The organism is Aeromonas sp. S13(2024), assembly GCF_041402405.1.
GTDB classification, from domain to species: domain Bacteria; phylum Pseudomonadota; class Gammaproteobacteria; order Enterobacterales; family Aeromonadaceae; genus Aeromonas; species Aeromonas veronii.
On the sequence record NZ_JBGLRA010000007.1, the window covers coordinates 78,517 to 97,350 of the forward strand.

Genomic DNA, 18,834 nt, shown 5'->3' on the forward strand with positions numbered 1-18,834 from the left:
GTGACTCCTTACCAGTTCTGTTTGCCGAACCCGGATGTAATGGGGTAACGGCGATCCTTACCAAAGTTGCGAGCCGTAATACGGGGCCCGACCGCCGCCTGACGGCGCTTGTATTCGTTGAGATCCACCAGCCGGATCACCTTGCGCACCACCGCTTCCTCGAAGCCTTCGGCCACCATGTCGGCCACGGACGCATCCTCTTCCACGTAACGCTTGAGGATCGCATCGAGGATGTCGTAAGGGGGCAGGCTGTCCTGATCCACCTGATCCGGCGCCAATTCTGCCGAAGGGGGGCGGTCGATAACCCGCTGCGGGATCACGTAGTCAACTGAGTTGCGATATTCGCACAGCTTGAAGACCAGCGTTTTGGGCACATCTTTCAGCACGTCGAAGCCGCCCGCCATGTCACCGTACAGCGTGGCATAACCGACCGCCATTTCGCTCTTGTTGCCGGTAGTCAGCACGATACGACGACGTTTGTTGGAGAGCGCCATCAGCAACACACCGCGGCAGCGGGCCTGCAGGTTCTCTTCGGTAGTATCACGGGCAGTGCCTTCAAACAGCGGCGCTAGCTGGGCCATAAACCCTTCGAACATCGGCTCGATGGAGATGATGTTGAACTCAACCCCCATCCGCTCGGCCTGCTCCTTGGCATCCTCCACGCTCATCTGGGCGGTGTAGCGGAACGGCATCATCACAGCCTGCACCTTGTCGGCACCGATGGCATCGGCCGCAATGGCCAGCGTCAGCGCCGAGTCGATGCCGCCGGATAGACCCAGCACAGCACCGTGGAAACCGTTCTTGGTAACATAGTCGCGCACTGCCAGCACCAGCGCCTGATAGGTCTCGGCCAACGGCTCCAGCGGCGCAGCGGGTTCCCGCTCCTTCACCGGCTGGCCATCAGCAAAACGTACCAGCGCCAGCTCTTCGGCAAACGGGGCCAGCTTGTGGGTCAACTCACCCTGGCTGCTGAACACCTTGGAGCAGCCGTCGAAAATCAGCTCGTCCTGACCGCAGACCTGATTGAGGTAGACCAGCGGCAGACCGGTTTGATCGCAGCGCTCGGCCATCAGTTCGCGGCGGATCCAGGGTTTATCCTGATCGTATGGCGACGCATTGATGGTGAGCAGCAGCTCGGCCCCCGCCGCCTTGGCGGCCAGCGCCGGACCCGGCTGCCACAAATCTTCGCAGATGAGCAGGCCCAGCTGGTGACCACGAAACGGCACCACGCAGGTCTCGGTCGCCGCAGTGAAGTAGCGCTTCTCATCAAACACGCCGTAGTTGGGCAAGTCCTGCTTGAAGTAACGAGCAATCAGCCTGCCCTGCTCATAGAGGGAGGCGGCGTTATAGAGTGCCTCCCCTTCACGCCAGGGATGCCCCACCAAAATGGCACAGTTGCCCTGCCATTCGGCAACACGAGCCAACGCGGCTTCGACCCGCATCATCAGGTCGGCACGCAGCAACAGATCTTCCGGTGGATAACCGGTGAGGGCCAGCTCGGAGCAGACCAGCAGATCGGCACCTTGCTGTTCGGCTTGAGCTGCCGCAGCGAGCACTTTGTCAGTGTTATCTTCGATGGCGCCTACCGTCAGATTCAACTGGGCAAGCATCAGAGAGAGGGCTTTTGCCATGGCGATGCATCTTGAATTCGAAAATGATGGGGAATGATAAAGAAAAGGCGCTGGCTGTGCCAGCGCCCAAGGCTTAACGGGTGCAAGTCAGACTGGTTGCATTGGTCACCCCGTTGTCCACCAGCAGCGAGCAAGGGCCACTCAGCACTTGGTTGTTGGACTGAGGGGTCATCTGTACGCTGAAAGAAGATGGCTGCAACATAAAGGTGGTGCTGCCCTGGTTGGTGTATGAGAGATTGATAACCAACGTTGAATTCTCAGACGCTTCACACAGATATGCTGCCGGTTGATTATTCGCCTGTGGGTAATCAATACGGCAAGTCGCACCAGAGTTTGGTGTGCTGATGCTCAAATTGCTGAAAGAATTTTTGCCACATGCCTCGGGGGGAGGATTATTGTTCCCCTTGCCACGTTCCAAACATTGAATTCGCCCACTCACCTTGATGGTTGGCACGGTCTGCTGCGCCGCATCGACCTTGACCAGCATATCTGCCGTCAATGCCAGTGACTGGTCTCTGGCGGAGATCAAGGATGCGGTGATCCCCGAATTCCCCTGATATGCAGTGACTCGCACGGTCACGTCGCGCAGAACCTGATTGCTATCTTTGGTCGACTTCTTCGCCGTCATATAGCCTCGGCTATAACTACCGAAGTAGTAGTTATTGAGATCAACCACGGTTTTGACCGCTTCATTGGTCACAGCAACATAATCCGTGGCATTACCTGTGAGTTGAGTCAACGGTCCCATTGACCACTCCGCCAGCATGGTCAGGTTGATATCCTGAAAGGGTACTTTGGTTAGGTAATCGACTGAACTGGTATCAATATTGGCTAAATAGACGGGGTCAAGCACATCCACATAGATGCCTCGAGCAATAAGCTGCGCCGTCCCGGTACTCACTGTGATCCCGGTCGTAGTATTCCCTCCAGCTTCTGCATTGGTAGCCAGCCAGGTTGAAAAATCGGTGATGGTCGGCAAGGTGGCAGAGGCCCCTTTCACCCACCTCAGCGTCGATTTTTGCCAATCAATATAGGTCTTGACCACATATTTGATGTATTTCTGATAACTGGCCTGATTTGCTGGCTTGGCCAAAAAATCAGCGGTAGTTACGACTACTTTGACCAGATTCCAGTCCGGCAATGGACGGTAATAACCATCCAACCGGACAAAGCGGCACGCATCCACATATTTACCATTGGTCACCGCATTCAGAGAGCTGTTGTAACGAACTCTTGATGTATTCAATGGTGCATAGAAATTACTAAAACTCGACCCGCTGCCATCGAAATGGTCCTTACAGCAGCTAGAGCATAGGGCCGGCTGGCCATTGATACTGTTATCCAGAGACCCCGTGGGTTTACTCTGCATCGCACCTGCCTTCCAATAGAGTTGGTTGCTCGCCGAGTTGTAGACCTGGCCAGGCAGATAAGAGCTCAGGTTGTCATCGAAGCTACAGGAACAAGAGACGGATGCCATATCTTGCAAGACTTGCTGGGTACTGCCACCGGCTTCAGGTTTGTATGTAACGGTTTCAAATTGCACCAATTTTCCAACCTGACCATCTTTGGAGGTGACGGTAGGTAAGGGCTTGCTGGTCTCCTGCTTGTTGCCATCTCCCAATTCGACAGAGATAACATCTGGCGCCACGCCAGGGGTGTAATTAACTTTTGGCCCCTGTCGGGTTGTATCCAATCCACCATCAAGCTGCGCCGAGCTTAGAGACTCTATTGGTGAAACATTGCCTGCCAGTTGTAATGTTTGGGCCTGTCCTTCGCTATCGGTCCAGCCAACGCTGACGATAATTGCCTTGCGTCCCGGATAGCTGAGACGATAACCAACTGGCGCTGTATTTTGCCAGTTAGAGCCATTCAAATACTGGTTGGTCACCGTCCAGGTCAGGGAGTAAGGATCCCCCGACATGGTCACTGCAGCACTTGCCGATGAGATTTGGTTGTAAGCCGTCAGTGGTGCTGTTGCGGTAACCACACTATTAAAATTGCGAAACTCATCAAGCTTGGACTCTGCCAGACGCATAGCAGTCTCATAACGGCGACCATCTTGCGACATGATCAACCCTGACTTAGACATTGCAACCAGTCCAACTATCCCCACCCCCAGCACAACCAGAGTAATGAGGATCTCAAGCAGGCCAAATCCTTTTTGCCTATTCATCGCCATCTCCCTCTACCAATCCCGCCAGCTACCAGGCACCTGATTAACGACCTGAAAAGAGGCGCCATTCGATATATTGCTCAAAACACCGGCATCGTACTTGGCATCATAGGTACCATTGGCATTACCCAGTTGATAGTTGGCAACCATAGCGCCGTTTACGATGGCGCCACCCGTCAACTTCACATCCGTTGCTGCAGAAGCTGGATTTGATGAGTAAGCGAACACGAGGCCATACAGAACGGTATTACCGTTCACTGCCAGATTGCCATTACGCACGATCAGAATGACTGGTGCGGTCACAGAGCCAACATTCGCAGAAGGCTTGCAATCACCATCCACTATGACAAGACCCGTTGACGTCGGGCCAAGGCTGCTGCAATCGGTCAACTTTTGGGTCGCTCTAGCCTCCAGATTTGACCAACCTGTCGCATCATCCTTTTCATTAAATAGATACCAGACCAAATCGGTCGGGAAAGCCGTATCGTTGTCCTTGATATCTGACTGTTTATCCCCTTTCTGGCTGATATTGGCAGAGCACCCCCCGTTATAATCCCCCTGATGACAGGTTTGCCCCGTACCAGTTATGAGGTCGACATTACCATTGGTCCAGACCGACAGAGGAACGCCAAGACCGCCACCATTTGGGTTGGCCACAATGGTAAAATTACCCCCCACTGCCATACCACCAGCAACAGTCAAGGGAGCCGCAGGAGTGCCGGCCAACACACTGAACCGAACGACTTTGGTTTCTACTACCGCTTGGGCCTGATCATTGCTTAACGTCGCCTGGGAACGCACTATGACGGGGGTCACCGCCACAGATCCCACCGTAATAGCGGCATCGTCAACAGATGACAATGTGTAGCTCCCAGTCGTTAAAGTGGTTGTTGCCCCGCTGGTACGCCAAGTGGGATCAAGAGCCAGCCGCCCAAGTCCATCAGCCAGGCCCACCTCAGCCATCGCCATCGCTTGTCGATAGAGCACCTCATTGAGCGTTACCCGCCGATCTGCAACCAGCATCTTGCCAACCAGCAGCGAGATACCGAGCAGGATCAACACCAGCAATAGAGTGATGGTAAAGGTTGTAAAACCGGACTGTCGCTTCATCTCAGTACCCGTCGTTACGCAATTTGATATCGCGCTGCAGAGTCAAGGTCAGCGCAGGCGACGCTTTGAAACGACCGCTCACCATCAGTTGCAGCGCTCGTGCCCCGCTGCCCTGACTGCTCGGCAACAGTTTCAGCGTCATCCCGGTGATCTCAATGGTGTCATCGGTCGAAATAAAAGTGCCATTACCGCATGTTGTGGAACCAGTTCCCTGTTTGATTCCTTTATCAGCACTCAGATAGCTGTATACCAAGGTGTCATCTGTGCCCAACACACCGTTCCCATCGTTGTCATAACGCACTCTGACACAGGTATACAAACCGGAACCGGTAGCTGTTTCATTCATCAAGTCTGTAACGGTATCAAAGTAGAAACTGGATCGGCTGCCAGAGGGGGCTGCAAGAAACTGGGTTGCGTTGGCGTCATAACCGGCCCGTTGAATGTCCCGAGCGATCATGTCGGTCAGAGCCTGTACTTCCTGATTCAAACGGCTGGTCTGCATGGCGGTATAGTTAGCCTTGAGGATGGTGGCAAACAATGATGTCACTGCGGCAACCAGCAGCAAACCAGCCACCATAGCCACCATCAGCTCGACCAGACTAAAGCCCCGCATCTTCAATTGCATGCAACCTCCCCGATCACACTGCTGACTGCACAGGTTCTCACTCGACCCAGATTGCTGGTGATCACTTTCATGCTTGCATTAGACGAGGTGACCGTAATATTGCCGCTTGGCAAAGTACCGCGACGGGGTGAGAAGGTGATGGGCCGAGTGTTGCTGGCACTCTCGGCATATGAGCCCGTCAGGATAATCCCGGGGAATTCACTAGCGTCAGCTCCTTTGCGCCCTTCCAAGCTGGAGCAAGTATCGCTGCAGCTTGCACAGCTGCTGTCACCATCAATACTGATGCGATAGCACCAGTTACTGGTACCGCTGTTGAAGATAATAAACTGCAAGGTGCGATTACGTTTGATCGCCTCTGACTTGAGCAGCATGATATCCGTGTATACGGCCTGAGTAGCCGCCTTGACCATCTGCTCCTGGCGCAATGACTGATAACTGGGGATCGCCACGGTCAGCAGCAACGCGACCAACGCGACAGCGATCATCAATTCAATCACGGTAAAACCGGCTGAGCGGCCTTCTGCGCATTCCATTGGCTAAAGACTCCTTTCTTTTCGCACATGCCAGTAGAGTATGAGGTCAGTGCTATCCTATAGTATCTACCTGTTTAACGAACCCTGCCGCGCCCATGAGAATCAAACAATCTGGAATCACCCTGCTGGAATTGATGGTGGTCGTTGCCATTGTTGCCATTATTGCTGCTGTCGCCTACCCGAGCTTTACCGACGGTCTGCGTAAATCTCGTCGAGCCGATGCCATCAAGGGCTTGTTGACCATGCAGCTCAAACAGGAAGAATTTCGCATCTCCAATGCCAGTTACAGCAGTGCGATAGCCAGTGTGGGCAACCCAACCAGCGACCACTACACCTTTAGCATTTCTGGCGCCACCGCCACCGCCTACACACTGGTAGCCACCAGCAAGGGGGCCCAGGTCGGCGACAAGGCCGGCAATACGGCCTGTGATACCCTGACTATCAACAAGGCCGACACCAAGACTCCTGCCGCCTGCTGGTAACTGACTACCAGCACTCGGCAGCCGTCATAGTGGCCATCGACACTCCCTGCAGCCCCCCCTGATCCAGAGTTAGCAGGCCGCAGGGGTCGCCATTCATCACACCGGTCGGAATAGCCGTCAGGGTATAACGGGCCCCGCTGACATTGAGCGCCATATTGTAATAAGCAGCACCACCATCCCTCGGCAGGGTCGCCAAACCGGCAGAAGCCAGGTTACCGGCGTCGTAATTGCCATTGGCAGTAAACTCCCGCTCCAGATATTGCGCCGCTTCCAGCAACACAGCCTTGGCTTCGGCCCGCTTGGCTGCCGCCATGTAGTTGTTGTAACTGGGGTACGCGATCGCGGCCAGAATGGCGACCACTGCGACCACTATCATCAACTCAATCAGGGTAAAACCACGTTCCATGCCAACCTCTACTCCAGTTGCAACCAGGACTGGCGGCCACCCAGATCGCCTGCCCCCTCTTCCAGTGTGACCGAGATATTTCCGCTGGAGCCGCTGATATATTTGCGCTCCATCTCGGCATCTTCCACTACGCTTGGCGTCGTGGTGAGCTCATCAAATTGCTTGCCGCTGACCGGCACCTTGATGTCATTGCCGGCTTCATCCTCGATCGCGACGTAATCATCATCGTTGACGGCCCCGTCGCCGTTAACGTCAAACACCGAGTAGGTGAGTCTGGCCCCCGAGATGGGATCCAGCTCCATCAGCCAGGAGCGGCCACCAAAGTCACAGGCATCCGCCGACGGGATCAAGGTATTGAAGATCAGTCGCTTATGCCGATAGAGCATCTCGGAGACGGCACGCTCACCGACCCCCTTGCTCAAGCCTGGCGATTTCAATAGCAGATACCAACCCTTTTGGCTGGTGTAATTGACATTCCGGTTGGAGACAACCCTCACGTTGAACTTGATAGTGGTGCCGTTGGCCACAAACTCATGGGTGATGCTCTGCTGCAACAGCTGGCTACTGAGCACGGTAGCCCCCGTATCCCAGATACCGTACACCGCTTCCAGCCTCGGCGTAGCGGGAACCAGTTTGTCATCATTGGTAAAATAACTGCCAGTCCCCATCATCACCATAACCCCCCCTTTAGGGTGCCGAATAGCTAAAGGACGCATGGTGATCGGCTGACGCGTACCGGCACTGCAGCTGCCATTACAGGCCTGGAACAGCGGCTTGGGCTTGTTGCCCGTTTTCAAAGCACTTCCCCACTGGGCACTGTTTTTGTCAGTCAGATCGAATTTCCACAGATTGCCGTGCAGGTCACCGGCATAGACATAGTCGACAACCCTGTCCCCGTCTTGATCTACCGGCAAGGGGGAAGATAGACCATTGGGCTCGCTGGAAGACCCTACCTCGGTATCAATCTCTTTGATGATGGCGCCAGTCGCCAGATCCAGTACAAACAGCCTCGCAGTCTGACTGGTGCTGTTGTAACCATTCGCAACCAGAGCAACCCATTTGTTGTCGGCTTTGACCCGCACCAGAGTGGGTGCCGCCACTGCAACCCCCATTTCGCTATCGGTGAACTCCCACAGCATCTTGTCGGCGGTGAAGTTATCCGGGGCCGTCACATCGATGGCAAATACCGCCTTGCCACCGGCACCGGTGGATCCCAGCAAGATGCTCTTCCAGCGACTGCCCAGATAGGCATCGCCTACCCTGGGCGTCCCATCCACATAGTAGCGATGGCTGTAATTCGGTCTGGTCAACTGATTCAGCTCGCCCAGCAGGCTGGACGGGATATAGGCCAGTCGCTCGACACCGTCGGCGACTCGAAATCCGTGCAGCATACCGTCATTGGCACCGACATAGAGCATGGGTGGGCGCCGGGTAATCGCCGTCGAGCTTAGAAAAGCTTGGTAACCCTCCCGCTCGGTCTGGGTCAGACCGGCTGCACTGCTGTAACCGTAATCACGCTTGCCCACGTAGACGGGATCAGAATTGATGATGTCGCCGAGCAGATCACTACGATTACGAAACGCACCACCATTACGCTGCTCACCACTGCGATCACCGCGCAGATAGGCGACACGGCTTTCTCCCTGGTTGTCACCAGCGACATTGAATAGAGCCCGGTTGGTCACATTCAGCGTATCCCAACGAAAGGGGATGCCGACACCATCTTGCCGGGTGAAGATATTGCGTGCCGAAGGCTCGGGGATCAAGGTAGCGGCATCCCAGGCGATATTCCCCAGAGAGCCATCACTGTTAAGCGGGATCGAGACCAGTTGCCCCGACCAGTCACCACTGTTGTAACGAGCCTGGTAAATGTGGGTGTTGCTGTCGAGGCGGGTGGCGTTGGCCGTCACCGAACTGGCGGAGCTGTTGCGGGCGGCAATCTGAGCCAGCGTGCTGCTCAGGGCCTCGGCGAAAGTATCCGGATCCGCCGCGCTGAAGAAACTCCCCTTGCTGTTGACGGCAGCATGCCACAGATCGTCGATCTTGAACTCATCGGAATCATAAGGATTCGGCCAGCGGCTCGGGATACCGTTGGCCGGATTGAGCGAACCGTTGACCCCGAGCCCGACGGTAAAGTTGACCAGATGCTGCCAGTTGGCAGGGTCTGCCGTGCTCGTCGGCACCTTGTTGGCCAAGTCGCTACGCAGATCCGTCTTCCAGTATTTGTAGGCCACGTCCGCCAGGGTGTTATTGATGCCATCCTGGTCCTGATCGCCGACCGAGGGGGAATCACCGTTCCAGTATCCATCCGTCATCAGGATGTTGTAGCTCTGGCGGCAAGTCAGATGAGGAAGCGTGCTGCCGGCACGGGCAGACCAGGGGCCATTATTGTCACTGCGGGAAAAATACTCCCCTACCTCTTTCAGGCCGGTACGCAGCGGTGTCCCCTTCGCCAAAATATCGCGGCCATACAGTTCATTGAAAAATGCGCTTCGGTCGGTACCCGAAAAAGGGGTGACACCACGAATAACACTATCCTTGGCGTTGATGGTGGCAAAGCCGACCCGAATTCCCTCCCCCTGACTGGCAAAAGCTCGTCCCACGCCTGCACGAGCAGCCAAAATCCGCGAGCGGTAATAGGTATACCAGTTGGCAAAGTTCTGGATCTCTTCGTCATAGCTACAAAGGGGAGCGTTTTTGCAGTCACTGCGATTGGGGCGACCGTCATAGACGGTGGCCACCGCTTTGTTTATCACCACCCGGGTATAGTTCTTGGCGTTGAATACATTGCCACTTCCCTTGTAGTCAAAATAGACAGCCGGCCAGAAACTCTCGTCTTGGTTGTAATAATAAGGAGAAAACTCAGTGTAATAGATGGCCCACCATGCTCGATTGGTTTCAGTCAGGTTGCGACAACCGGCCGCCGTCTTCATAGGGTTGTGAGGGGCACAGGTCACTTTGGCATTTGCCATCAAGGAGCCATCCGCATTGGCCCAGGGACGATAGGTCAGCTGCGGGTTGTAATAGAGCTTGTTGTTATGGCTGGAGCGCACGTAGGCATTGCGGGCATTGTCGCTAGCAAAGGTGATCGTATAGTTGGCGTAATCGTCATTCCCATAAACATTGTTGGCTCGTGGGTAGACATAGCGTGCTTCGTTCTCGATCAAGGACTCGGGCATGATCTCGAAATGCATCGAGCCTGAATCATCCAGGGTAAACATGATATTGGGATCGGCCCGGGTGCCGAGATAGAGGGGAACCTGGGCAATATCGAGCGCCGCCTGTGCCGAAGCACAGCAGAGCATCACCGAAAGGCCAAAACCAAGTTTGCCCATACACCGCCTCCTAGCGACTATAGGTCGATTGCAACAGCACCCGGCTCTCGTCAGAGAGACCAAATCCCCTTGCAGTAATACGATATAGACGACGCTCACTGATGGGCTCATCGACTGCCAGATCCTCGCTCCCCCCCTGGGTATAGGGCAACCGTTCGATAAAGTATTCGGGAGCGCGCCCCGCCAGACCACTGTTGGTATAGGTACGCCAGGCGGTCGAAGGGGAGGCAGGATCCACCGCGGTGTCGATAAATTCATACAGGCCCGCGCTGTTGTCATAGGGACCCGAGTTGCCAGCCTCGATATAGCGCTCGGCAGCGCGCAGGCCCGCTTCTGCCGCCTGCAATGCCTGCAGCGCCTCTTTCTGGTTACCCGCCATCTTCTCTTGCAACTGCGCCCCACGCATACTGGCCATCCCCAGCAGGCTCACCATGACCAGAAAAATCAGGCTGATCACCAGCGCCATCCCCTGCTGTCGATCCATCATGACTGGGCTCCTCAAGGTAGCCGGTTGCGCAGCGCAACTGTGGTTTCGGCGACCCAGTACCAGTTGCGATCGTTCGCCCGGAAGGTGGCTCCGGCAAAGCTAAGGGCCTGCGGAGACGACACCACATTGCCTTGGTTACTGCGCATAAGAAGCTGTACTCCAATCCCCAGTACATTGTTCCAGTTTGGATTGCTGGCGGCGCTCACATAGCGATCTGCCGCCCGATCCCGGTTCTGATCCTCGCCGAATGTAAGTTGCATATTGGCCACCCCTTCGATAAGGGGCATACCTGCAGCCCCCCCGTTCTTGCGATAAAGCGCGTAGGGGCTGCTGGCAGAGGGGCGGGCGATATAGTAGAGACGGGTTTCCACCCTGTTCACGACCGAGCCAAGACCGAATCGCTCCTCGGGTGGGCTGCTGGCCCCCCCCCAGGAACTGCTGGCATTGCCTGGCGTATATTTGTTGTCATTGGAGTGGACGATATTGACCTCACGCCCCCCTGCCACGCTCTGTACTTTGGTGACCTGAAATATTCTGGCCTTCTGACAGTCGGAGACCATGACGATATCTCCCTCGCACAGATCGCTATAACCCTGTGCGCCGAAACCACAATAGTCGGCCTTGCTGGATAGCTGCTGCACAAACAGCTGGGCGGCACTGTTATGATTATCACGACTGAGCGGAACCCCAACCCCAACCGGCCCCTGAACCAACAGGATATCGCTACCCGGCATGGGTCTGGGCTCGGAGCCGCTGAACAGAGCAGACAGCGCAGTTGGTAAAGTTGCCGTTACATTGTCGTAACCACGCAAAAAAGTGGTGAAGTTGTAGGGCAGTGCTGTGCTGTTGTTGAGGGTATTGGTGATATTAACCCCCTGTTTGCTGAGACACCCCTGATAGCCCACCATACGCAGCTCTTTTTGCAGCAGATTGGTGGCAAATCCGCTATCTTCCCGCACCCGGGCAATGGCCTCGCCAGTGAGATAGGTTTTGTGATTGCCGAGAAACACCTGAATCATGACCCCCACCGTTATCAGCGAGAGCACCAAGGCGATCATCACCTCGACCAAGCCGATCCCGTGCTGGTGTAGCGGCAAACCGCTCCTACTCATAGGTCCGTCCTCAGGATCATGCTGCGCGACGCAGGATCAGTCGACAGCCGACTGCTATCCCACTGAATAGTGATGGTGGCCCTTCCGGCACTGACCGATACGGCGCCATCGCCACCTGGTAGCTCGGCTACGACCCGCTTCCAGTGTTGCAGATCCTGAACCGCCATAGAGCTACCCGAGACAGTTTCGCCCAAGTCGATATTGTATTGCCCGTTCAGAGCCGCGCTGCGATTAGCCCGCATCATGTCGTTGATCATGTATGCATACTGGGTCGCCTCGGTACGCGTCAGCGCCGACTGGTTACTCTTGAGAGCCTGCAGTTGCAGAGTCGCCATGCCCAGAATACCGATGGAGAGCACCAGTACCGAGATCATGATTTCAAGCAGTGACAAACCCCGTTCTCGCATCATGGGCAGCTAGCCTCGGTAATGGAAGGGCGACCAGCCACTGTGATGTTGATATCACGGGAGGGCTCATTCCGACACTCATCAGGACGCAGGGAAAATACCCGTGCCAACGGAGTGCGGCCATCAAGAAAACCCTCGCTATTAAAACGCAGCAGGGAGGTATTGCTGCTCAATACCCCGCCCCCCATGTCGGGAAAGCCTCGCAACAACTCACCATTATCCAGTATGCCGTTACCGTTGCCATCGACCCAGATCTGCCAGCCAGCCTCCCAGTGATGCTGGGTCAGGTTATCGGCAGAGGCGGAGAGGGTCACTACCGTGTTGCGGCGAATGGCTTCTGAGCGGGCAAGGTTGATGGCCGCAACAAAGTTGTTAGCCTGAGTATTGAGAGAAATATTGCGCAGCAAAGCGTTGAAGGAAGGAACCCCCAACGTGAGTAACAAAGAGACGAGCGCTATGGTGACCATAAGCTCGATAAGGCTAAAACCTGAACGCAAAAACATCCTGTTTCGCTCTGATTTGTTCCAGGAGGACAGACACACTCCATGTGTGCTAAGCCAGAATAAGGGCTTGCTGGCAGTCTATGCCGGGCACTTGGGGTTTCAATCCCGGCAATGCAAAAGTTCGAGCTACATCATCAATTTTTGCTGCGATCTGGTTGCGAACATGCACAAGGGACTCGTTGGGACCAAAAAAGCCACCTCAACGAGGTGGCTTTGGCAATAAACCGACATCTAGCGAGATGACAGGGATCAGAGGATCCGCAGCTCGGGTGGTACCTCAAACACCACGTTCTCTTCACGGCCAGGATGCTCGGCGACGACATTGCCACCCAACTCCCGCAGGCGTGCAATCACGGACTGCACCAGCACCTCGGGAGCGGACGCACCGGCAGTGACGCCGATCGCCTTCACGCCCTCTAGCCAGCTCGCCTCGATCATCGACGCATCGTCGATAAGATAGGCTCTGGCGCCCACCTTCTCGGCCAGCTCGCGCAGACGGTTGGAGTTGGAGGAGTTGCGAGACCCCACCACCAGCATGGCGTCCACCAGCCCCGCCATCTCCCGCACCGCATCCTGACGGTTTTGGGTGGCGTAGCAGATATCGTCCTTGCGCGGCCCCTGGATCTTGGGGAAGTACTTACGCAACGCATCGATGACGTCAGAGGTCTCATCCACGCTCAGGGTAGTCTGGGTGACGAAGCAGAGGTCATCCGGATTTTTCACCCTGAGCTTGGCCACATCTTCCGGCGTCTCCACCAGATACATGCCGCCTTCGCGATTCTCGTACTGCCCCATGGTCCCGATCACCTCGGGGTGACCGGCGTGGCCGATGAGCACCGCCTCGGAGCCCTTGCGGCTGGCTCGATGCACCTCCATATGAACCTTGGTCACCAGCGGACAGGTGGCATCGAATACCTTGAGGGCGCGGGACTTGGCCATCTCGCGCACTGTTTTGGCCACGCCGTGAGCAGAAAAGATGACGATGCTGTCGTCCGGCACCTCGTCCAGCTCCTCGACGAAGACTGCGCCAGCCTCTTTCAGCTTGTTCACCACATAACGGTTATGCACCACTTCGTGGCGGACATAGATGGGGGCACCGAACTTCTCCAGCGCGCTCTCGACAATGCTGATGGCGCGATCGACACCGGCGCAAAAACCGCGAGGGTTAGCGAGCAGAATATCCATTAATGCACCTTCTCCTCATCATCAACGCCCAGGATCTCCACCTCGAAGGTGACGGTATGACCGGCCAGCGGGTGGTTGAAATCGACCGTGACCGACATCCCGGCTACCGCCCGGATGATGCCCGGCAGCTCGCTGCCGTTGGGCTGATCGAACAGGATGATGGTGCCGACTTTTGGCTCCACATCGGCGCCAAACTTGGCACGGTCGAGATGGTAGATGTTGTCGGGGTTGGAGAGGCCAAAGGCCTCTTCCGGCGCCAGCGTGAAGCTCTTGCTCTCCCCTTCGCTCAGCCCCAGCAGACACTGCTCGAAGGTGGGAGTCAGGCTGCCATCGCCCATCCGCAGGCGGGCAGGTTTGCCGTGCAGCGCAGTACTGTCGGCAACCGAGCCATCTTCCAGCTTGATGGAGAAGTGGAACAGCACGCTGCTGTTAGCGGTGATCTGCTGGCTCATGCCTGCTCCTTTTTCTCACCACGGAAACCGTCCAGCACGATCATGGCGGCCCCGATAAAGATAAAGCTGTCGGCCAGGTTGAATGCCGGCCAATGCGCACGCTGCCAGTAGAAGTCGAGGAAATCGACCACATGGCCCAACACCAGTCGATCAAAGACGTTGCCAAGGGCGCCGCCGATGATGAGTGAATAGGCGATACCGCTCCAACGCTGGGTCACCGACTGCTTGCGCAGCCAGTGGATCAGCAATCCACAGATGGCAAAAGCCAGCACCGCGAAGAACCAGCGCTGCCAGCCCCCCTGATCAGCCAGAAAGCTAAATGCGGCGCCCTTGTTGTAGACGTGAACCAGATTGAAGAAGGGGGTGATCTCCACCCCCGGGTAACCAAATGGCAGCAACTTGACCACGGCGAGCTTGCTCGCCTGGTCCAGTACAAAGGCCAGCACTGCCAACCACAGCCAACGCAGGCCGCTTTTATGTTGAGTCATGTTCATCAGGCAAATTGACGAGTTTCGCCGTCACCCTCAACGTTGGTCACACAGCGACCACAGATCTCTTCGTGACCCGCGATAGTGCCCACATCTTCTACATGGTGCCAGCAGCGGTCGCACTTGGCGGCGGCAGACTGGGCCACGCTCAGCCACAGGTCATCACGCTCGGTCGCCACAGAGCCTTCCGGCGCAGTGTCAGCCTCCACAACCTTGGCTTTGGAGGTGAGCAGCACGAAGCGCAGCTCATCAGCCAGGGCATTCAGGCGTGCAGCCAGCTCCGGCTTGGCGAACAGGGTCAGTTCGGCCTGCAGGGAACCGCCGATGCGCTTCTCGCCACGGGCCACTTCCAGCGCCTTGTTCACTTCACCACGCACGGTGAGGATCTCGGCCCAGAACTCGTCATTGAGGGATTCACCCACTTCCAGACCGAACAGGCCGTCGTACCACTCTTCGGTGAAGACGAACTCGCCGCGCTCACCCGGCAGCAGGGCCCAGATTTCATCAGCGGTGAAGCTCATGATCGGCGCCATCCAGCGCACCATGGCCTCGGCAATGTGATAGAGGGCGGTCTGGCAGGAGCGACGGGCCAGGCTGTCAGCCTTGGCGGTGTACTGGCGATCCTTGATGACATCCAGATAGAAGGAGCCCATCTCGATGGAGCAGAACTGCATCAGCTTCTGGGTCACGCCGTGGAAGTTGTACTCGTCGAATGCCGCCATGATCTCGGCCTGTACCGCTTTGGCACGACCGACAGCCCAACGATCCACCACTACCATGTCGGCGGGCGCCACCATGTCGGTCGCTGGATTGAAGCCGTTCAGGTTGGCCAGCAGGAAGCGGGCAGTATTGCGAATACGACGATAAGCATCGGCAGAGCGCTTGAGGATCTCGTCGGAGACAGTCATCTCGCCGGTGTAGTCAGTGCTCGCTACCCACAGACGCAGGATGTCGGCACCCAGCTTGTTCATCACGTCCTGCGGGCTCACCACGTTGCCGATGGACTTGGACATCTTGCGACCCTGACCATCCACGGTGAAGCCGTGAGTCAGCACCTGGTTGTAGGGAGCCTTGTCTTTCATGGCCACACCGATCATCAGGGAGGACATGAACCAACCACGGTGCTGGTCAGAACCTTCCAGATACATGTCGGCTGGCTTGCCGTTGAACTCGGGACGGGCATCGACCACGGAGGCGTGGGTAGAACCGGAGTCAAACCAGACGTCCAGAGTGTCAGGCACCTTGTCGTACATGTCGGCATCGGCACCCAGCAGCTCCGCCTTGTCGAGATCCCACCAGGCCTGGATGCCGGACTGCTCGACCCGCTTGGCTACTTCGTGCATCAGGCGCACGGATTCCGGATGCAGTTCCTGGGTCTCTTTGTGGACGAACAGGGAGATGGGCACACCCCAGGTACGCTGACGGGAGATACACCAGTCAGGACGGTTCTCGACCATCGCCTGAATGCGGTTTTTACCCCAAGCCGGTACCCAGCCGCTCTGGCCTTGCTGGGCAATACCGTCCTTCTCGATGCGCTCGATCTCTTCCAGCGCGCGCTTGCGCAGACCCTTCTGCTCCATGCTGATGAACCACTGCGGGGTGGCACGGAAGATGATCGGGGTCTTGTGACGCCAGCAGTGCGGATAGGAGTGGTTGAACACCTTGTGATGCAGCAGGGCGCCGCGTTCGGTCAGCACTTCGATCACGGAGGCATTGGCCTTGAACACATGCTGGCCGGCAAACAGTTCGGTATCCGGCAGGTAAACACCGTTGCTGCCAACCGGGTTGGCCACTTCCAGACCGTACTTCTGACCGACCACGAAGTCTTCCTGACCGTGGCCAGGTGCGGTGTGAACGGCACCGGTACCTGCATCCAAGGTAACGTGATCACCCAGTACCACAGGCACATCGAAGCTGTAGAAGGGGTGGTTGAAGCGCAGCAGCTCGAGCGCGGCGCCCTTGGCGTAACCCAGATTGTGGAACTTCTCGATACCGGCGCGATCCATGACGTCCTTGACCAGCTCGGCGGCCAGGATCAGACGCTCGGGGTGCTCACCTTCAACCTGCACCAGTGCGTAATCCAGATCGGCGTGCATGGCGATAGCGCGGTTGGCTGGCAGGGTCCACGGAGTGGTGGTCCAGATCACCGCAGAGATCGGGCCCTTGCCTGTGTGGCCTTCGGCACAGTCAAACTTGGCGGCAACGCCCGCCTCGTCAACGGCCTTGAAGCGCACATCGATGGAGGGAGAGTTCTTGTCGTAGTACTCCACTTCAGCCTCAGCCAGCGCAGAGCCACAATCGGTACACCAGTGCACCGGCTTGGAGCCTTTGTGCAGGTGGCCGTTTTCAACGATCTTGGCCATGGAGCGGATGATGTTGGCTTCGGTGCCAAAATCCATGGTCAGATAGGGGTGTTCCCAGTCGCCCAGCACACCCAGACGGATGAAGTCGGTCTTCTGCGCTTCGATCTGGGTCTTGGCATATTTGCGGCACTCGGCGCGGAATTCAGCGGCAGAAACCTTCTCGCCCGGTTTGCCAACCATGCCTTCCACTTTCAGCTCGATAGGCAGACCGTGGCAATCCCAACCCGGCACATAGGGGGAATCGAAACCGGAGAGGCCCTTGGACTTGATGATGATGTCTTTGAGGATCTTGTTGACCGAGTGACCGATGTGAATGTTGCCGTTCGCATAGGGGGGGCCATCATGCAGAATGAAAGAAGGCTTGCCCGCTTTGGCGCGGCGAATAGCGCCGTAGAGATCCTGATCGTACCAACGTTTCAGCATGTTGGGTTCGCGCTTGGCCAGATCGCCACGCATCGGAAACTCGGTTTCCGGAAGATTCAGGGTGTGTTTATAGTCGCTCATCAGTCCTGGGTTCCCTTCTTTTCTAAAAGAGTGCTGGGTAAATTGAATTGTGGCAGCCCGAACCAGGCTCGGGCCGCCAGGGCATCTCGTTCGATCTGCTCTTTCAAGGCAGTGAAAGAGGCAAACTTCTGCTCTTCGCGCAGCTTGTGGCGAAGCAGCACCTTGACCTGCTGACCATATAGGTCACCAGAAAAATCAAATAGATGTACTTCCAATCTGGCTTGTGTACCGCTCAAGGTCGGCCGTACACCCACATTGGCTACACCGGGGAAGGTCTTGCCGGAACATATCACTTCCACCGCAAACACGCCACCGACCGGGATCACCTGACGCTTGAGGGCCAGATTGGCAGTGGGAAAACCTATGGTGCGCCCCAGCTTGTCGCCGTGGGCCACCCGGCCGCTGATGGTGTAGGGACGGCCAAGCATCAGCTCCACTTCCGCCATCCGACCCGCTTTGAGGGCTTCACGCACCAGGGTGCTGCTGACCCGCTGCCGTTCGAGCTGGAAGCTCTGGGTACTGATCACCTCGAAGCCGAAGCGATGGCCCGCCTCCTCCAGCAGGTGGAAATCCCCTTCCCGCCCCTTGCCGAAGCGAAAATCATCGCCGACCACCAGATAGCGCACTCCGAGCTTCTCCACCAGTAACTGCTCGATGAAGGTCGAAGCAGCTTGTTCAGCAAAGCGGTGGCTGAAGCGCACGCAGAGCATGCGATCGATATGCAGCCCCTGCAGCGCTTCGTACTTCTCCCGCAACCGGCTCAGCCGGGCGGGCGCTGCCGTGCCGGCAAACAGCTCCAGCGGCTGCGGCTCAAACAGCATGACGCAGGCGGGCAATCCCAGCTGGGCCGATTTCTCCTTGAGACGTGCCAATACCGCATGGTGACCCTGATGAACCCCATCAAAGTTGCCAATGGTTAATACACATCCCCGGTGACGGGGCTTGAGATTGTGAATGCCGCGAATAAGCTCCATCAGTGCCTTGTGCGTTGCTGCCATGGAAATCGGCGGATTATATATCAGGCAGCAGGCAGGGTCA

Annotated in this window: 17 protein-coding genes; 1 reads left to right on the plus strand and 16 read right to left on the minus strand. The window is 56.6% G+C overall.

Going from position 1 to position 18,834, the window contains the following annotated elements:
• Nucleotides 1–8: 8 nt before the first annotated feature.
• The 5 genes from ACB042_RS11580 to ACB042_RS11600 form a co-directional block, all read right to left on the minus strand.
• On the minus strand, nt 9–1,631 hold the full coding sequence (locus ACB042_RS11580) for an NAD+ synthase (RefSeq protein WP_371178444.1): 1,623 nt from the start codon (nt 1,629–1,631) through the stop codon (nt 9–11).
• Nucleotides 1,632–1,704: 73 nt separating this feature from the next.
• A complete protein-coding gene (locus ACB042_RS11585) occupies nt 1,705–3,804 on the minus strand; it encodes a prepilin-type N-terminal cleavage/methylation domain-containing protein (RefSeq protein WP_371178445.1) in 2,100 nt (699 codons plus the stop codon).
• 12 nt (nt 3,805–3,816) lie between these two features.
• Nucleotides 3,817–4,914 (minus strand): PilX N-terminal domain-containing pilus assembly protein, encoded by a 1,098-nt coding sequence (locus ACB042_RS11590; protein WP_100654563.1) that lies wholly within the window; start codon nt 4,912–4,914, stop codon nt 3,817–3,819.
• Nucleotide 4,915: 1 nt separating this feature from the next.
• Nucleotides 4,916–5,539 carry a PilW family protein gene (locus ACB042_RS11595; protein WP_123173786.1) on the minus strand — a complete coding sequence of 208 codons (624 nt, stop codon included), beginning with the start codon at nt 5,537–5,539 and terminating at the stop codon, nt 4,916–4,918.
• Nucleotides 5,530–6,072 (minus strand): GspH/FimT family pseudopilin, encoded by a 543-nt coding sequence (locus tag ACB042_RS11600; protein ID WP_100646787.1) that lies wholly within the window; start codon nt 6,070–6,072, stop codon nt 5,530–5,532. Before ACB042_RS11600 ends, ACB042_RS11595 begins: the two co-directional genes overlap by 10 nt.
• Nucleotides 6,073–6,167: 95 nt before the next feature.
• Here ACB042_RS11600 and ACB042_RS11605 point away from each other — a divergent pair, with 95 nt between their 5' ends.
• The gene (locus ACB042_RS11605) at nt 6,168–6,554 is read left to right on the plus strand and encodes a type IV pilin protein (RefSeq protein ID WP_100646788.1); all 387 of its coding nucleotides are present in this window, start codon (nt 6,168–6,170) and stop codon (nt 6,552–6,554) included.
• 4 nt (nt 6,555–6,558) lie between these two features.
• Here the strand turns inward: ACB042_RS11605 and tppA are convergent, their stop codons facing one another.
• From tppA to ribF, 11 genes are all read right to left on the minus strand, one after another.
• Nucleotides 6,559–6,960: a type IVa pilus pseudopilin TppA gene (tppA, locus tag ACB042_RS11610; protein WP_100646789.1), complete on the minus strand. Its 402-nt coding sequence runs from the start codon at nt 6,958–6,960 to the stop codon at nt 6,559–6,561.
• An 8-nt stretch (nt 6,961–6,968) separates the two neighbouring features.
• Nucleotides 6,969–10,295 carry a pilus assembly protein gene (locus ACB042_RS11615; RefSeq protein WP_371178446.1) on the minus strand — a complete coding sequence of 1,109 codons (3,327 nt, stop codon included), beginning with the start codon at nt 10,293–10,295 and terminating at the stop codon, nt 6,969–6,971.
• 10 nt (nt 10,296–10,305) lie between these two features.
• Nucleotides 10,306–10,782 carry a PilX N-terminal domain-containing pilus assembly protein gene (locus ACB042_RS11620; RefSeq protein ID WP_123173790.1) on the minus strand — a complete coding sequence of 159 codons (477 nt, stop codon included), beginning with the start codon at nt 10,780–10,782 and terminating at the stop codon, nt 10,306–10,308.
• An 11-nt stretch (nt 10,783–10,793) separates the two neighbouring features.
• On the minus strand, nt 10,794–11,894 hold the full coding sequence (locus ACB042_RS11625) for a PilW family protein (RefSeq protein WP_371178447.1): 1,101 nt from the start codon (nt 11,892–11,894) through the stop codon (nt 10,794–10,796).
• Nucleotides 11,891–12,286 (minus strand): type IV pilus modification protein PilV, encoded by a 396-nt coding sequence (gene pilV / locus ACB042_RS11630; protein ID WP_272950156.1) that lies wholly within the window; start codon nt 12,284–12,286, stop codon nt 11,891–11,893. The genes ACB042_RS11625 and pilV overlap by 4 nt, the downstream gene beginning before the upstream one ends.
• Nucleotides 12,287–12,300: 14 nt before the next feature.
• The gene (gene tppE / locus ACB042_RS11635) at nt 12,301–12,804 is read right to left on the minus strand and encodes a type IVa pilus pseudopilin TppE (RefSeq protein WP_144715014.1); all 504 of its coding nucleotides are present in this window, start codon (nt 12,802–12,804) and stop codon (nt 12,301–12,303) included.
• A gap of 249 nt (nt 12,805–13,053) precedes the next feature.
• Entirely contained in the window at nt 13,054–13,989 is a 936-nt protein-coding gene (gene ispH, locus ACB042_RS11640; protein WP_371178448.1) for a 4-hydroxy-3-methylbut-2-enyl diphosphate reductase, read from the minus strand.
• Nucleotides 13,989–14,441: an FKBP-type peptidyl-prolyl cis-trans isomerase gene (fkpB, locus tag ACB042_RS11645; RefSeq protein WP_005341354.1), complete on the minus strand. Its 453-nt coding sequence runs from the start codon at nt 14,439–14,441 to the stop codon at nt 13,989–13,991. Before fkpB ends, ispH begins: the two co-directional genes overlap by 1 nt.
• Nucleotides 14,438–14,935 (minus strand): signal peptidase II, encoded by a 498-nt coding sequence (gene lspA, locus ACB042_RS11650; protein ID WP_005340447.1) that lies wholly within the window; start codon nt 14,933–14,935, stop codon nt 14,438–14,440. The genes fkpB and lspA overlap by 4 nt, the downstream gene beginning before the upstream one ends.
• Nucleotides 14,935–17,796, minus strand: a complete 2,862-nt coding sequence (ileS, locus tag ACB042_RS11655; RefSeq protein ID WP_371178449.1) for an isoleucine--tRNA ligase — start codon at nt 17,794–17,796, stop codon at nt 14,935–14,937. The genes lspA and ileS overlap by 1 nt, the downstream gene beginning before the upstream one ends.
• Nucleotides 17,796–18,770 (minus strand): bifunctional riboflavin kinase/FAD synthetase, encoded by a 975-nt coding sequence (gene ribF, locus ACB042_RS11660; protein ID WP_157162399.1) that lies wholly within the window; start codon nt 18,768–18,770, stop codon nt 17,796–17,798. Before ribF ends, ileS begins: the two co-directional genes overlap by 1 nt.
• Nucleotides 18,771–18,834 lie beyond the last annotated feature (64 nt).

Excerpts from the sequence above, each read along its gene's own strand:
- ACB042_RS11595 (WP_123173786.1), bottom strand. The coding sequence starts at position 5,539 with ATGCAATTGAAGATGCGGGGCTTTAGTCTGGTCGAGCTGATGGTGGCT.
- ACB042_RS11625 (WP_371178447.1), bottom strand. The coding sequence starts at position 11,894 with ATGAGTAGGAGCGGTTTGCCGCTACACCAGCACGGGATCGGCTTGGTC.
- ACB042_RS11605 (WP_100646788.1), top strand. The coding sequence starts at position 6,168 with ATGAGAATCAAACAATCTGGAATCACCCTGCTGGAATTGATGGTGGTC.
- tppE (WP_144715014.1), bottom strand. The coding sequence starts at position 12,804 with ATGTTTTTGCGTTCAGGTTTTAGCCTTATCGAGCTTATGGTCACCATA.
- ACB042_RS11580 (WP_371178444.1), bottom strand. The coding sequence starts at position 1,631 with ATGGCAAAAGCCCTCTCTCTGATGCTTGCCCAGTTGAATCTGACGGTA.
- ACB042_RS11590 (WP_100654563.1), bottom strand. The coding sequence starts at position 4,914 with ATGAAGCGACAGTCCGGTTTTACAACCTTTACCATCACTCTATTGCTG.
- ACB042_RS11585 (WP_371178445.1), bottom strand. The coding sequence starts at position 3,804 with ATGAATAGGCAAAAAGGATTTGGCCTGCTTGAGATCCTCATTACTCTG.
- ACB042_RS11600 (WP_100646787.1), bottom strand. The coding sequence starts at position 6,072 with ATGGAATGCGCAGAAGGCCGCTCAGCCGGTTTTACCGTGATTGAATTG.
- lspA (WP_005340447.1), bottom strand. The coding sequence starts at position 14,935 with ATGAACATGACTCAACATAAAAGCGGCCTGCGTTGGCTGTGGTTGGCA.
- ribF (WP_157162399.1), bottom strand. The coding sequence starts at position 18,770 with ATGGAGCTTATTCGCGGCATTCACAATCTCAAGCCCCGTCACCGGGGA.
- fkpB (WP_005341354.1), bottom strand. The coding sequence starts at position 14,441 with ATGAGCCAGCAGATCACCGCTAACAGCAGCGTGCTGTTCCACTTCTCC.
- ACB042_RS11620 (WP_123173790.1), bottom strand. The coding sequence starts at position 10,782 with ATGATGGATCGACAGCAGGGGATGGCGCTGGTGATCAGCCTGATTTTT.
- ileS (WP_371178449.1), bottom strand. The coding sequence starts at position 17,796 with ATGAGCGACTATAAACACACCCTGAATCTTCCGGAAACCGAGTTTCCG.
- tppA (WP_100646789.1), bottom strand. The coding sequence starts at position 6,960 with ATGGAACGTGGTTTTACCCTGATTGAGTTGATGATAGTGGTCGCAGTG.
- ispH (WP_371178448.1), bottom strand. The coding sequence starts at position 13,989 with ATGGATATTCTGCTCGCTAACCCTCGCGGTTTTTGCGCCGGTGTCGAT.
- ACB042_RS11615 (WP_371178446.1), bottom strand. The coding sequence starts at position 10,295 with ATGGGCAAACTTGGTTTTGGCCTTTCGGTGATGCTCTGCTGTGCTTCG.